The sequence below is a fragment of the Pseudomonas sp. Marseille-Q0931 genome, from assembly GCF_940789645.1.
In the GTDB taxonomy this organism is placed as follows: Bacteria; Pseudomonadota; Gammaproteobacteria; order Pseudomonadales; family Pseudomonadaceae; genus Aquipseudomonas.
The window spans coordinates 78,593-92,208 of record NZ_CALNWT010000009.1 but is presented as its reverse complement, the minus strand read 5'-3'; the positions used below and the strand labels follow the sequence as shown (position 1 = coordinate 92,208).

At 63.3% G+C, this 13,616-nt stretch carries 12 protein-coding genes; 8 read left to right on the top strand and 4 right to left on the bottom strand.

Annotated elements, in window-relative coordinates:
- Window positions 1-2: 2 nt before the first annotated feature.
- From P3C50_RS15375 to clpB, 4 genes are all read left to right on the top strand, one after another.
- Window positions 3-488 carry an FKBP-type peptidyl-prolyl cis-trans isomerase gene (locus P3C50_RS15375; RefSeq protein ID WP_197855367.1) on the top strand — a complete coding sequence of 162 codons (486 nt, stop codon included), beginning with the start codon at window positions 3-5 and terminating at the stop codon, window positions 486-488.
- A gap of 185 nt (window positions 489-673) precedes the next feature.
- Window positions 674-1,159: a glutathione peroxidase gene (locus P3C50_RS15370; RefSeq protein ID WP_197855366.1), complete on the top strand. Its 486-nt coding sequence runs from the start codon at window positions 674-676 to the stop codon at window positions 1,157-1,159.
- Between the two features lie 132 nt (window positions 1,160-1,291).
- Window positions 1,292-2,029, top strand: a complete 738-nt coding sequence (locus P3C50_RS15365; protein WP_275546677.1) for a nitroreductase family protein — start codon at window positions 1,292-1,294, stop codon at window positions 2,027-2,029.
- Window positions 2,030-2,299: 270 nt separating this feature from the next.
- Window positions 2,300-4,864: an ATP-dependent chaperone ClpB gene (clpB, locus tag P3C50_RS15360; protein WP_275546676.1), complete on the top strand. Its 2,565-nt coding sequence runs from the start codon at window positions 2,300-2,302 to the stop codon at window positions 4,862-4,864.
- A gap of 163 nt (window positions 4,865-5,027) precedes the next feature.
- Here the strand turns inward: clpB and dld are convergent, their stop codons facing one another.
- The 3 genes from dld to P3C50_RS15345 all read right to left on the bottom strand — a co-directional run bounded on the left by dld (window position 5,028) and on the right by P3C50_RS15345 (window position 9,678).
- A complete protein-coding gene (dld, locus tag P3C50_RS15355; RefSeq protein ID WP_275546675.1) occupies window positions 5,028-6,758 on the bottom strand; it encodes a D-lactate dehydrogenase in 1,731 nt (576 codons plus the stop codon).
- A 4-nt stretch (window positions 6,759-6,762) separates the two neighbouring features.
- Complete coding sequence (lldD, locus tag P3C50_RS15350) at window positions 6,763-7,902, bottom strand: FMN-dependent L-lactate dehydrogenase LldD (RefSeq protein ID WP_275546674.1); 1,140 nt, start codon at window positions 7,900-7,902, stop codon at window positions 6,763-6,765.
- Window positions 7,903-7,986: 84 nt separating this feature from the next.
- On the bottom strand, window positions 7,987-9,678 hold the full coding sequence (locus tag P3C50_RS15345) for an L-lactate permease (RefSeq protein WP_275546673.1): 1,692 nt from the start codon (window positions 9,676-9,678) through the stop codon (window positions 7,987-7,989).
- Window positions 9,679-9,973: 295 nt separating this feature from the next.
- On the opposite strand from P3C50_RS15345, the gene P3C50_RS15340 reads away from it, so the two are divergent.
- A complete protein-coding gene (locus P3C50_RS15340; protein WP_197855360.1) occupies window positions 9,974-10,741 on the top strand; it encodes an FCD domain-containing protein in 768 nt (255 codons plus the stop codon).
- A 56-nt stretch (window positions 10,742-10,797) separates the two neighbouring features.
- Here the strand turns inward: P3C50_RS15340 and smpB are convergent, their stop codons facing one another.
- Entirely contained in the window at window positions 10,798-11,280 is a 483-nt protein-coding gene (smpB, locus tag P3C50_RS15335; RefSeq protein ID WP_013717015.1) for an SsrA-binding protein SmpB, read from the bottom strand.
- A gap of 127 nt (window positions 11,281-11,407) precedes the next feature.
- Between smpB and P3C50_RS15330 the strand changes: the two genes are divergently transcribed.
- Genes P3C50_RS15330 through P3C50_RS15320 form a run of 3 tightly spaced genes read left to right on the top strand, consistent with a single transcriptional unit; the run spans window position 11,408 to window position 13,559 of the window.
- Window positions 11,408-12,811, top strand: coding sequence for a sodium-dependent transporter (locus P3C50_RS15330; RefSeq protein WP_275546672.1), 1,404 nt, complete (start codon window positions 11,408-11,410; stop codon window positions 12,809-12,811).
- Window positions 12,812-13,246 carry a type II toxin-antitoxin system RatA family toxin gene (locus P3C50_RS15325; protein ID WP_104729453.1) on the top strand — a complete coding sequence of 145 codons (435 nt, stop codon included), beginning with the start codon at window positions 12,812-12,814 and terminating at the stop codon, window positions 13,244-13,246. It begins immediately after the preceding gene.
- Window positions 13,239-13,559: an RnfH family protein gene (locus P3C50_RS15320; RefSeq protein ID WP_275546671.1), complete on the top strand. Its 321-nt coding sequence runs from the start codon at window positions 13,239-13,241 to the stop codon at window positions 13,557-13,559. Before P3C50_RS15325 ends, P3C50_RS15320 begins: the two co-directional genes overlap by 8 nt.
- Window positions 13,560-13,616 lie beyond the last annotated feature (57 nt).

Sequence of the window (13,616 nt, the reverse complement as noted above, 5' to 3'; positions counted from 1 at the left end):
CCATGCTGATCGCCGCCAACAAGGCCGTCTCCATCGACTATACCCTGACCAACGATGCCGGTGAGGTGATCGACAGCTCCGCTGGCGGCGCGCCGCTGGTTTATCTGCATGGTGCCGGCAACATCATCGCCGGCCTGGAAAAGGCCCTGGCCGGCAAGAAGGCCGGTGACGACGTCGAAGTCTCCGTCGAGCCGGAAGAAGCCTACGGCGAATACAGCGCCGAGCTGGTCGCTACCCTGAGCCGCGCCATGTTCGAAGGCGTCGACACCCTGGAAGTGGGCATGCAGTTCCACGCTTCCGGCCCGGACGGCAGCATGCAGATCGTCACCATTCGTGATATCGACGGCGACGACGTGACCGTCGACGGCAACCACCCGCTGGCTGGCCAGCGCCTGAACTTCAAGGTCAAGGTCGTCAGCGTGCGTGACGCCAGCGAAGAGGAAGTGGCTCACGGTCACATCCACGGCGAAGGTGGTCACCACCACTGACAGGGCGAGTTGCCGGTCAGGCGACTTGCGGTCGTACCTACCGGGTCAACCGCTGCTAAGCTCAAGTTTGTGATTAAGGCGCCTCAGGGCGCCTTTTTCACGCATGGCGGCTTGCCTGATCGAGCCGCCTCTAGGATTACCGGGCATTGCGCCCCGCTGCACTGAATTCGCTGAGGAAGTTCGTCATGAGTGCCTTTCACGATCTCAATCTGCGTGCGCTGGATGGCCAGGAACTGCCGTTGGCGCCCTACAAGGGCCAGGTGGTGCTGGTGGTCAATGTCGCCTCCAAGTGCGGTTTGACGCCTCAGTACGCCGGGCTGGAAAAGCTCTATCAGCAATACAAAGGCAACGGCTTCACCGTGCTCGGCGTGCCTTGCAATCAGTTCGCCGGTCAGGAGCCGGGCAGCGAGGACGAGATCCGTTCGTTCTGCAGCCTCAACTATGGTGTGACCTTCCCACTGGGTAGCAAGCTGGAGGTCAACGGCCCCGGTCGCCACCCGCTGTATCGCCTGCTGGCGGGCGAGGGCGCGGAGTTTCCCGGCGAAATCACCTGGAACTTCGAGAAGTTCCTGGTCGGCCAGGACGGCCGCGTGCTGGCGCGTTTCTCGCCGCGCACCACGCCGGACGATCCGGCGCTGGTCCAGGCCATCGAAAAGGCACTCGGCCTTTAGGTCCTGGCTCCTGCGTTCTCGACCCGAGGCGCAGGTGAGGCTAATCGGCCAAATCCACGGCCGTTTCCTCCCGTACTCTTGTTCGCAGAGCCGCCCGGTTGCTTAATCGGGCGACTGCCCAGGAGTGCGCCCATGACCAGCTTTCCCCACGAGCAAACGCCCGCCATGGCTTCACCGGCCGAACTGCGTGCGCTGATCGAAAGTCGCCGCGCGGTACGCCGCTTCACTACCGAACCGGTACCTGAGACGGTGATTCGCGATTGCCTGGAGCTGGCCGTGCTGGCGCCGAACTCCTGCAACCTGCAGCCCTGGAGCTTTCAGGTGATTCGCGATGCGGGGCTGCTGGCGCAGTTGCACCCGGTGTGCATGAGCCAGAACGCCGCCCGTGCGCCCCTGATCATTGCCGTGCTGGCGCGCCCGGATACTTGGCGTCAGGCCTGTCGCAACGTCATCGAGCACTGGCCTGAAGCCGAGGTGCCGGCGCGCATCCGTAGCTTCTACAGCAAGACCGCGCCGTTCCAGTACAACCAGGGGCCGTTGGGCCTGCTGGGGCTGTTCAAACGTCAGTTGGTGCGTCTGATGGCCTTGCGCAAGCCGCTGATGCGCAAGCCCAACAGCAACGCCGATATGCGCCTGTGGGCGGTGAAGTCCACTGCGCTGGCTGCCGAAAATCTGATGCTCGCTTTCCAGAGCCATGGCTATGCCACCTGTCCGATGGAAGGTTTCGATGAAGTGCGTTTGCGCCGCGTGCTGGACATTCCGCGCCAGGCCATTCCGATCATGCTCCTGGCCGTGGGGCGCCAGGGCGAGAAGGGCGTGTACAACCCGCGCCTGCGTTTTCCGCTGGAGCAGCAGGTCACCTGGCTATAAGCAGGTTTGACCTGGATCAAATGGCCTCGTCTTGAATACGGCGTAATCGTCCTTATCTAGTCTTCATCTCGGCGGGCTTCTACGGACGCCTCTAAAAACTACCTGCGTTGTCATCACTGCGTTAAAAACAAGCTCAAAATGCTCATTTACAGCTCGTAAACTCCGCTTTTTCGCCTGTTTTTGCCTTGTGCTGACTGCCTCGCCTACGTTTTTAGAGACGCCCTTTTTTCGGGGAAGTAGTCCCGGCCCGCCATTCTGGAGGAAGGACATATGCGTATCGACCGTTTGACCAGCAAGTTGCAACTTGCACTTTCCGACGCCCAGTCGGTGGCCGTGGGCATGGACCACGCCGCCATCGAGCCGCTGCACCTGATGCAGGCGCTGCTCGAGCAGCAGGGCGGTTCGATCAAGCCGCTGCTGATGCAGGTGGGCTTCGATATCAACAGCCTGCGCCAGGGCCTGACCCGCGAGCTGGACCAGCTCGGCAAACTGCAGAACCCCACCGGCGACATCAACCTGTCGCAGGATCTGGCGCGCCTGCTCAACCAGGCCGACCGTCTGGCGCAGCAGAAGGGCGACCAGTTCATTTCCAGCGAGCTGGTGCTGCTCGCCGCCATGGACGAGAACACCAAACTGGGCAAGCTGCTGCTCGGCCAGGGCGTGTCGAAGAAGGCGCTGGAAAATGCCATCGCCAACCTGCGCGGCGGCCAGGCCGTCAACGACCCTAATGTCGAGGAGTCGCGCCAGGCGCTGGACAAGTACACCGTCGACCTGACCAAGCGTGCCGAGGACGGCAAGCTCGACCCGGTGATCGGCCGTGACGACGAGATTCGCCGCACCATCCAGGTGCTGCAGCGTCGCACCAAGAACAACCCGGTGCTGATCGGTGAGCCCGGCGTGGGCAAGACCGCCATCGCTGAGGGCCTGGCCCAGCGCATCATCAACGGCGAAGTACCCGATGGTCTGAAAGACAAGCGCCTGCTGTCGCTGGACATGGGTTCGCTGATCGCCGGTGCCAAGTTCCGCGGCGAATTCGAAGAGCGCCTGAAAGCCGTGCTCAATGAGCTGAGCAAGCAGGAGGGGCGCGTCATCCTGTTCATCGACGAGCTGCACACCATGGTCGGCGCCGGCAAGGCCGAGGGCGCGATGGATGCCGGCAACATGCTCAAGCCGGCGCTGGCCCGTGGCGAGCTGCACTGCGTCGGTGCCACCACGCTGGACGAGTACCGCCAGTTCATCGAGAAGGACGCCGCGCTGGAGCGCCGCTTCCAGAAAGTGCTGGTGGACGAGCCGAGCGAGGAAGACACCATTGCCATCCTCCGTGGCCTCAAGGAACGCTACGAGGTGCACCACGGCGTGACCATCACCGATGGCGCGATCATCGCCGCGGCCAAGCTCAGCCATCGCTACATCACCGACCGCCAGCTGCCGGACAAGGCCATCGACCTGATCGACGAGGCCGCCAGCCGCATCCGGATGGAAATCGACTCCAAGCCCGAGGAGCTTGATCGCCTGGATCGTCGCCTGATCCAGCTGAAAATCGAGCGCGAGGCGCTGAAGAAGGAAGACGACGACGCGGCGCTCAAACGCCTGGAAAAACTCAAGGAAGACATCGTCCGTCTGGAGAAGGAATACGCCGACCTGGATGAAATCTGGAAGTCGGAAAAAGCCGAGGTGCAAGGTTCGGCGCAGATCCAGCAGAAGATCGAGCAGGCCAAGACCGAGCTCGAGGCCGCGCGGCGCAAGGGCGACCTCAATCGCATGGCCGAGCTGCAGTACGGCATCATTCCGGACCTGGAGCGCAGCCTGCAGATGGTCGACCAGCACGGCAAGAGCGAGAACCAGCTGCTGCGCAACAAGGTCACCGACGAGGAGATCGCCGAGGTCGTGTCCAAGTGGACCGGCATTCCGGTAAGCAAGATGCTCGAAGGCGAGCGCGAAAAACTGCTGAAGATGGAAGGCCTGCTGCACCAGCGTGTGATCGGCCAGGACGAAGCGGTGGTCGCTGTTTCCAACGCCGTGCGCCGTTCCCGTGCAGGATTGGCCGATCCGAACCGGCCGAGTGGCTCGTTCCTCTTCCTCGGCCCCACCGGGGTGGGCAAGACCGAGCTGTGCAAGGCGCTGGCCGAGTTCCTCTTCGACACCGAAGAGGCGCTGGTGCGCATCGACATGTCCGAGTTCATGGAAAAGCACAGCGTCGCCCGTCTGATCGGTGCGCCGCCCGGCTACGTCGGCTACGAAGAGGGCGGTTATCTGACCGAAGCGGTGCGTCGCAAGCCGTACTCGGTGGTGCTGATGGACGAGGTGGAGAAGGCTCACCCTGACGTGTTCAACGTGCTGCTGCAGGTGCTCGAAGATGGCCGCCTGACCGATAGCCACGGGCGCACCGTGGACTTCAAGAACACCGTGATCGTGATGACCTCCAACCTTGGCTCGGCGCAGATCCAGGAGCTGGTCGGCGACAAGGAAGCGCAGCGCGCGGCGGTGATGGATGCGGTGAGCAGCCACTTCCGTCCCGAGTTCATCAACCGTATCGACGAGGTGGTGGTGTTCGAGCCGCTGGGCCGCGAGCAGATCGCCGGTATTGCCGAGATTCAACTGCAGCGCCTGCGTGGCCGTCTGGCCGAGCGCGAGCTGAGTCTGGAGCTGACGCCGGAGGCGCTCGACAAACTGATCGCCGTCGGTTACGACCCGGTTTATGGCGCACGTCCGCTCAAGCGCGCGATCCAGCGCTGGATCGAGAACCCGCTGGCGCAGCGCATCCTGGCTGGCGACTTCGCGCCCGGCGCGCAGGTCAAGGCCAAGGTGGACGGCGAAGAGATCGTCTTCGCCTGATCGCTTGCCGCGTAAACGCAAGGCCCGCCAATTTGGCGGGCCTTTGTGTTTCAGGTTGCACGATTTCGTGTAGGAGCGGATTTATCCGCGATGGGGATTACCGCGATCGCGAATAAATTCGCTCTTACAGCTGTGAGCTCTGTACGTCCACCGCCATTCCAGCTCAATGCTCCTGCCCGCAACACCCACCCCAATGCTTCTTCTTCGAGGTATGGCCGATGCCAGGGTTGAAGGTGTTGGTCGGGTCCAACTCGCGGTAGAAGCCGGCCAGCGCCGGCTTGGCCACGTACAGGTGGCCGACGTTGTGCTCGGCCGGGTACTCGGCGCGGCGTGCGTCCAGTAGTTTCCACATGCGGTGCTCCATCTCGATCGGGTCGATGCCCTTCTTGACGATGTAGTCCTGATGGAACACATGGCAGAAGAAGTGCCCGTAGTAGAGCTTGTGGATGATCTGCTCTTCCATCTCCTGCGGCAGCGTCTCGACCCAGTCGCGGTCGTTGCGGCGCAGGGCGATATCCAGGGCGAGAATGTCCTCGACGCTGCTGCGGTGTGCCTCGCGGTAGCGAATGGCCGCGCCGGCGATGGCGAAACGATGCAGGAAGGCCTTGCGCCCTTCATCGGCGTCGCACTCGAAGTAGCCGCCGCTGGTGCTACCGGTGAAATACTCGGTGAGGAAGGCGCGGGTCTGCTCCAGGGTGTCGTTGGACACGCGCACCAGCAGGTGATGCTCGTAACGGTCACGGTACTCGCACATGCGCGCCGGCAGGTGGCTGGGCAGGAGATTCATCAGCGTCTGGATCACCTTGTCGGTCACCCCGCGCAGGCCGAAGCGCTCGAAGAAACCGTCGACCCGGCTCTTCATGGCGAAGGCGGCCGGCACCTTGGCGGTGCCGAATTTGTCGATCACCAGGAAGGTGTCCTTGCCGTACTTCTCGCCAATGTCGAAGGCGGTGCGGTGGATGTATTCCCCGGCAATCGGCAGACGCGGCAGTTTGGCCAGCAGGTGACGGCGCACTTCGGTGAGATCGTGCGGGTCGTTGCTGCCGATGTAGAACACCGTGCTCGGCTCCTTCGGGAAGGTGTCCAGGCGCACGGCGAACAGGCACAGCTTGCCGGCCGAGCCGGAGGCCTCGAACAGGCGCGAAGGGTCGGCATTGAAGCGCGCCGGAGTGTCGGCGTCGACATCGCGCACGTGCTCACCGTAGCGCGCATCGGAGGCCTTGGCGGTTGCCTCGTTGCGCACCTGCTGCGGTGTGTAGTCGCCGCTCTGCAGGCGGCTGAGGATTTCTTCCGGGGTGTCGCCCAGTTCGATCCCCAGGTGGTTGACCAGCTCCAGCGAGCCGTCATCCTTCACCTGCGCGTACAGCGCCAGTTCGGTATAGGCCGGGCCGCGGCGCACCAGGGCACCGCCGGAGTTGTTGCAGATGCCACCGAGTACCGAGGCGCCGATGCAGGACGAGCCGATCACCGAATGCGGTTCGCGGTTCAGCGGCGCCAGCGCCTGTTCCAGGCGATCCAGGGTTGCGCCGGGCAGACAGACCACCTGCTGGCCATCGTTGATCAGTTGCACGCCAGTGATGCGCAGGGTACTGATCAGCACGATCTCGCGGTCGTAATCGGCGCCGTCCGGGGTCGAGCCACCGGTCAGGCCGGTGTTGGCCGCCTGCATGATGACGATGCGATCGGCCGCCACCGCCGCCTGCAGGATACGCCATTGCTCCAGCAGCGAGCCCGGGCGTACCACCGCCAGCACATTGCCCTCACCGGTGCGATGGCCCTTGCGAAAGCGCCGTGTCGATTGCTCATCGGTCAGCACGTGGCTGGCTCCGACAATCTGGCGCATCTGCGCCAGCAGAGCGTCACGGGTGACGGAGGTGGTGACGGCGGCAGTCATTGGATCAGCGCTCCTTTACCAGTAAATCCGAGCTGATGTCGGCGATGGACTTGGCACCGGTCAGCACCATGGCCACACGCATTTCCTTCTCGATCAGGTCGAGCAGGTTGCTCACGCCGGCGCCACCGGCCGCGGCCAATGCGTAGAGGAAGGCGCGGCCAAGCAGCACGGTGTCGGCGCCGAGGGCAATCATGCGCACCACGTCCAGACCGGTGCGGATGCCGGAGTCGGCGAGAATCTTCAGGTCGCCCTTGACCGCGTCGGCGATGGCCGGCAAGGCGCGGGCGCTGGACAGCACACCATCGAGCTGACGACCGCCATGGTTGGACACGATGATGCCGTCGGCGCCGAAGGTCACAGCATCGCGGGCATCTTCGGGGTCGAGGATGCCCTTGATCACCATCGGGCCGTCCCAGAAATCACGGATCCATTCCAGGTCTTTCCAGGAAATCGACGGGTCGAAGTTGGCGCCCAGCCAGCCGATGTAGTCGGCCAGCCCGGTGGGGTTGCCGCGGTAGGCGGAGATGTTGCCCAGGTCATGCGGTCTGCCCAGCAGGCCGACATCCCAGGCCCACTGCGGATGAGTCATGGCCTGCAGCATGCGGCGCAGCGCCGCGTTCGGGCCGCTCATACCGGAATGGGCGTCGCGGTAACGTGCGCCGGGTACGGGCATGTCCACGGTGAACACCAGGGTCGAGCAGCCAGCGGCTTTGGCGCGCTCCAGGGCGTTCTTCATGAAGCCGCGGTCTTTCAGCACATAGAGCTGGAACCACATCGGCCGGTCGATGGCCGGCGCCACTTCCTCGATCGGGCACACCGACACGGTGGACAAGGTAAAGGGAATACCCTTGGCCGCTGCCGCCTTGGCGGCCTGCACCTCGCCACGGCGGGCGAACATCCCGGTCAGGCCGACCGGCGCCAGGCCGACCGGCATCGACATCTTCTCGCCGAACAGCTCGGTGGACAGGTCCAGTTCGGACATGTTCTTCAGCACGCGCTGGCGCAGTTCGATATCCGACAGGTCGGCGACGTTGCGGCGCAGGGTGTGCTCGGCGTAGGCGCCGCCATCGGCGTAGTGGAACAGGAAGGGCGGCAGCTTGCGTTGAGCCGCAGCGCGATAGTCGGTGGAGGCAGAAATGATCATGGGCTCATCCTGTTGCTGAAAAGGGGAAGCGTAGCCTGACGGCAAGAGCCCCGGCTTGGCCGGGGCGCTTTCTAGCGATGCGGGTCAGTGCACCAGCGGGTCGCTGACACCCAGCACGTAGATCGCGACCATCGCGATGATGCCGGTGAACAGCACGTAGTACAGCGTCGGCCAGATGGTCTTGCGCAGGGTACTGCCTTCGCGGCCGAGCAGGCCAACGGTGGCCGAAGCCGCGACCACGTTGTGGATCGCCACCATGTTGCCGGCAGCGGCGCCCACGGCCTGGACCGCGACGATCAGGGCGCTGGAGATGCCCAGGCTGCTGGCCACGCCGAACTGGAACTGGCTGAACATCATGTTGCTGACGGTGTTGGAGCCGGCGATGAAGGCACCCAGGGCGCCGATACTCGGCGCCAGCAGCGGGTAGATGCCGCCAACGCTGTCGGCCACCCAGCGGGCCATAAGGATCGGCATGCTGGCCAGCTCAGCGCTGTTGACCCCGGAGTTGATCAGGATACGTACCATCGGCACGGTGAACAGCAACACGAAGCCGGCGCTGAGCAACACGCTGGAGGATTCCTTCACCGCCTTGCCCAGATCGCGCGCCTTCATGCCATGCAGGAAGAACGTGGCCAGGACCACGGCGACCAGAATGCCGCCGGGCAGGTAGAGCGGCTGGAAGTTGGCGCTGACGCCGGCCTCGCCGAGCAGGTCGGGGAAGTTAACCACCACTGCCTTCAGAGCGTTACCCACTTCCGGGAATACGCGGCTGACCACCAGCAGGGCGCCGACCAGTACGTAGGGCAGCCAGGCGCGCAGTGCGCTCATCGGCTTGGCGGTCAACTCGTCCAGTTTCATCTCGACGGTGCCCAGCCATTCGCTCGGCCATTTGTCGGCCGGGGCGAAGTCCCAGGTCTTCTTCGGCACCAGGAAACCGAAACGTGCGGCACTGGTGACGATCGCCAGGCCGATCAGGCCGCCCAGCAGCGAGGGGAATTCCGGGCCGAGGAACACGCCGGTGAAGACGTACGGCACGACGAAGGCGATGCCGGCGAAGATGGCGAACGGCAACACTGCCAGACCGGCTTTCCAGCTTTTCTCCTGGCCGAAGAAACGGGTCAGCATCATCGCCATGATGGTCGGCATGATCACCCCGACAGTGGCGTGGATGATCGCCACTTCACTGGTGATCAGCTGCAGGAACTGCGCCCAGGACGAGCCCTGTTCGACCAGCTGGGCACCGATGGTGGCGGTGTCCAGGCCGGTGTTGAGGCCGACGATGATCGGCGTGCCGACCGCGCCGAAGGAGACCGGCGTGCTCTGCACCAGCATGCCCATCAGCACCGCGGCCATGGCCGGGAAGCCGATGGCGACCAGCAGCGGGGCGGCGATGGCGGCCGGTGTGCCGAAGCCCGAGGCGCCCTCGATGAAGCAGCCGAACAGCCAGGCGATGATGATGGCCTGGATGCGGCGGTCAGGGCTGATGGTGGTGAACCCTGCACGAATCGCGGTGATGCCACCGGAGTGCTTGAGGGTGTTGAGCAGCAGGATCGCGCCGAAGATGATCCACAGCAGGCCAAGGGTGATCAGCAGGCCTTGCAGCGTGGAGGCGAGAACGCGGTTGAGGGTCATGTCCCAGGCGAACAGGCCGACTGCGGCAGTCAGCAGATAGACCAGCGGCATGGCGTGTTTGGCCGGCCAGCGCAGGCCGATCAGCAGGATGGCTGCAAGCAGGATCGGCGAAAACGCCAGCAGGGCGAGAATTCCGTTGGACATTGGGACTTACTCCACACGAGCGCGCGGGTCGCGCGGCAGGGATGAGGCGTTATCGAACAGGCGTGCAGCGTGTAGAGCTGTCATGGCGTGACCTCGATGGTTTGTTGTTCTTGTTGGCTAAATTGGTAAGACCAATTTACAAAGTAGCGGGCTCAGGTTAAAAGTTGCCCAATAGGCTGTCAAATCGGGAGGCTAAGACTTTGGTCGTATGGTGCTTGCTTGTTCAGGCGGTACGGGCGCTATAGGCTTGCGCCATGAGGCTTGAGGCCTGGTCAAATCAATGGAGATGCGGGTGATGGAAGTAGGTCTGGTGCGGCAGCGGCGTCTTTCGGATGACATCGTCGCGCAACTGGAAACCATGATTCTCGAGGGCACCTTGGGCGCCGGTGAGAAGCTGCCTGCCGAGCGTGCGCTGGCGGAGCAGTTCGGCGTTTCCCGCCCGTCCCTGCGTGAAGCGATCCAGAAACTGGTGGCCAAGGGGTTGTTGGTCAGTCGCCAGGGTGGTGGCAACTACGTGGCCGAAACTCTTGGCTCGACCTTCAGCGACCCGTTGCTGCAGTTGCTGGAGAACAAGGAGGATGCGCAGCGCGATCTGCTGGAGTTTCGCCATACGCTGGAGGGTTCCTGCGCCTATTACGCGGCCCGGCGGGCGACCGATATCGACCGGCAGCGGCTCGCCGAGGCGTTCGAGGCGTTGCAGGATTGCTATGCGCGGGTTGGCAAGGTGACCCGTGCGGAGGAGGGCGCAGCCGATGCGCGTTTTCACCTGGCGATTGCGGAGGCCAGCCACAACGCCGTTCTGCTGCACACCATTCGCGGGCTGTTCGACCTGCTCAAGCGCAACGTGGTGACCAACATCGGCGGCATGTACGCCCAGCGCGAGGAAACGCGCGACATGCTGATCGGTCAGCACCGCGCGCTATACGAGGCCATCATCGAAGGGCGTGCGGAAGACGCGCGCGATCTGTCCAACCAGCACATCGACTATGTGCAGGAAGTGCTGTCGGAAGTGCAGCTGGAAGCTCAGCGCGTGGCGCGTGCGCAAAGGCGACAGGGGCTGTAGAACCGCGTGCAACGGCGATAATGCCAGACATTATCGCCTTCGCTTGAGGCGCGTGCTTACTCGTCCTTGCCTTTGCTGCGCATGGCACGCTGGACTTCGCGGTTGGCGTCGCGCTCTTTTTCGACGTGACGTTTGTCAAAGTCCTTCTTGCCCTTGGCCAGGGCGATCTCGCACTTGACCAGGTGCTGTTTCCAGTACAGCGACAGGGCTACGCAGGTGTAGCCTTTCTGCTGCACGGCGCCAAACAGCTTGTCCAACTCGCGCTTGTTCAGCAGCAGCTTGCGCGTGCGGATCGGGTCGGCGATGACGTGAGTGCTGGCGGTCTTCAACGGGGTGATATGTGCCCCCATCAGCCAGGCCTCGTCGTCCTTGAGCAGCACGTAGCTGTCGACCAGCTGCGCTTTGCCGGCGCGCAGGCTTTTCACTTCCCAGCCGGCCAGGGCGACGCCCGCCTCGAACTTCTGTTCGACGAAGTAATCGTGCAGCGCCTTTTTATTCAGCGCGATGGTGCCTTGAGGATGTTTCTTTTGCTTAGCCATAGGCCGCGCATTATAGGGGGTCGCCCGCGCCTGCGCCATGGGGCTTTACCGAGCCAAACTTGAGCCCATGCCTCGAATCTCCGACAATGCGCGATCTTTTTTCCCGCAATCTGGGGTCTTGGCCGCAATGGCGAGCGACAACGTTTCAATTCATGGTGCCTGGGCCAGCCGCTGGGTGTTCATTCTGGCGGCCACCGGTTCGGCCGTGGGCCTCGGCAATATCTGGAAGTTTCCTTACATGACGGGCGTCTACGGCGGCGGCGCGTTCGTCGTGATGTACCTGTTCTGCATCGCCCTGGTTGGCGTGCCGATCATGCTGGCGGAAACCCTGATCGGTCGCCGTGGCCGGCAAAGCCCGGTCAACGCGATGAAGAGCCTGGCGATCGAAGCCGGCGCGTCGAAGCGCTGGTCGCTGGCGGCATTGATGGGCATGGTCGCCGCGCTGTTGATCCTGTCCTTCTACAGCGTGGTGGCAGGCTGGTCGCTGGATTACATCCTCAGCATGGGTCGTGGCGACTTTACCGGTATCAGCGCCGATGGTGCCGGTGCGGCGTTCGGCGGCCTCACCTCCGACCCGTGGCGGCTGACCCTGTGGCACAGCCTGTTCATGCTGGGGACCGCATTCGTCATCCCCAAAGGCGTGGTGGCCGGGCTGGAGCGCAGCCTGCGCATCATGATGCCGCTGCTGTTCGTGCTGCTGCTGGTACTGCTGGGTTACAGCTTCACCACCGGGCATTTTCGCGAAGGCTTCGACTTCCTGTTCCATTTCGATCCGAGCAAGGTACAGGACGGCATTCTCGCGGCCATGGGCCATGCGTTCTTTACCCTGAGTGTCGGCGTCGGCTCGATCATGGTCTACGGCGCCTATATGCCGAAGAAGGCTTCGATTGGCGTCACGGTACTGACCGTTGGCCTGCTCGACACGCTGGTGGCGCTGACCGCCGGCCTGGCGCTGTTCCCCATCGTATTTGCCGCTGGCCTGGAGCCGGGTGGCGGGCCGGGGCTGATGTTCGTCACCTTGCCGATCGCCTTCGGCAACATTGCCTTCGGCCAGGTGATGGGGCTGATCTTCTTCGTGCTGGTGGCTGTCGCTGCCTGGAGCTCATCGATCTCCATGCTGGAGCCGGCCGTTGCCTACTTCGTCGAGAAAACCGGGCGCAGCCGCACCCAGGTAACCGCGGTACTGGCGCTGTTCTGCTGGGTTTTCGGCATGGGCACGGTGCTCTCGTTCAACCACTGGGCCGACGCCAAGTTCTTCGTCTTTGCCGAGGACGGCTTCCACCTGTTGCAGTGGGGCGCCGAGGGCGGCAAGACCTTCTTCGACAGTATCGATTACCTCACCAGCCGCATTCTGCTGCCGCTGGGCGGGTTGTCCTTCGCCCTGTTCGCCGGCTGGGTGCTGAGTCGCGACGTCGTGCGCGAAGAGTTGGCCATCAGAAGCCCGCTGCTGTTCAATCTGTCCCTCTGGCTGATTCGCGTCGTGGCGCCAATCGGCGTGCTGATTGTATTCATCGCGGAGCTGAGCAAGTAAATGACTACTCGAATCCAGCGCTCGGCGTTGTTGCCTTATCCGGCGCAGGCGCTGTATGACCTCGTTAACGATGTGGCCAGCTACCCGCAGTTCCTACCTTGGTGTAGCTCCAGCGAAATATTGGAAGTCAGCGAGACGCACATGCTGGCCAGCCTCGAAGTGGCCAAGGGCGGGATCGGCCAGCGCTTCGTCACGCGTAATGTGCTGCTGCCGGGGCAGCGCATCGAGATGAATCTTCAGGAAGGACCGTTCACCAGCCTCAATGGTGTCTGGGAGTTCAAGGCGCTGGGCGACAAGGCCTGCAAGATCAGCCTGGACCTGACCTTCGACTACGCCGGGCCGCTAGTGCGCGCCACGCTGGGCCCGTTGTTCAACCAGGCGGCCAACACCATGGTCGACGCCTTCTGCCAGCGAGCCAAGCAGTTGTATGGATAAGCCCAGTATCGCCATCGAGGTGGTCTATGCCCTCGCTGAGCGGCAGAAGTTGCTGCGCCTGTCGGTGCCGGTCGGCACCACGGTGCGGGAAGCGGCACTGCGCTCAGGCATGCAGCAGTTCTTTCCGGAGCTGGATCTGAACCAGGCGCCGCTGGGCATTTTCGGCAAGGCGGTGAGCAAGCCGCAAGAGCGAGTGCTGGAGGAGGGGGAGCGAGTCGAGATCTACCGACCGCTGATTGCCGATCCGAAAGAAGTGCGCAAGCAGCGGGCGGCCAAAGCCAAGGCGCGGGAAGAGGGCGAAGAGTCAACCTGATTACTACAAGGCTGCTCAGCAGATCGCAGATATGAAAAAGCCCGGATTCGCTCCGGG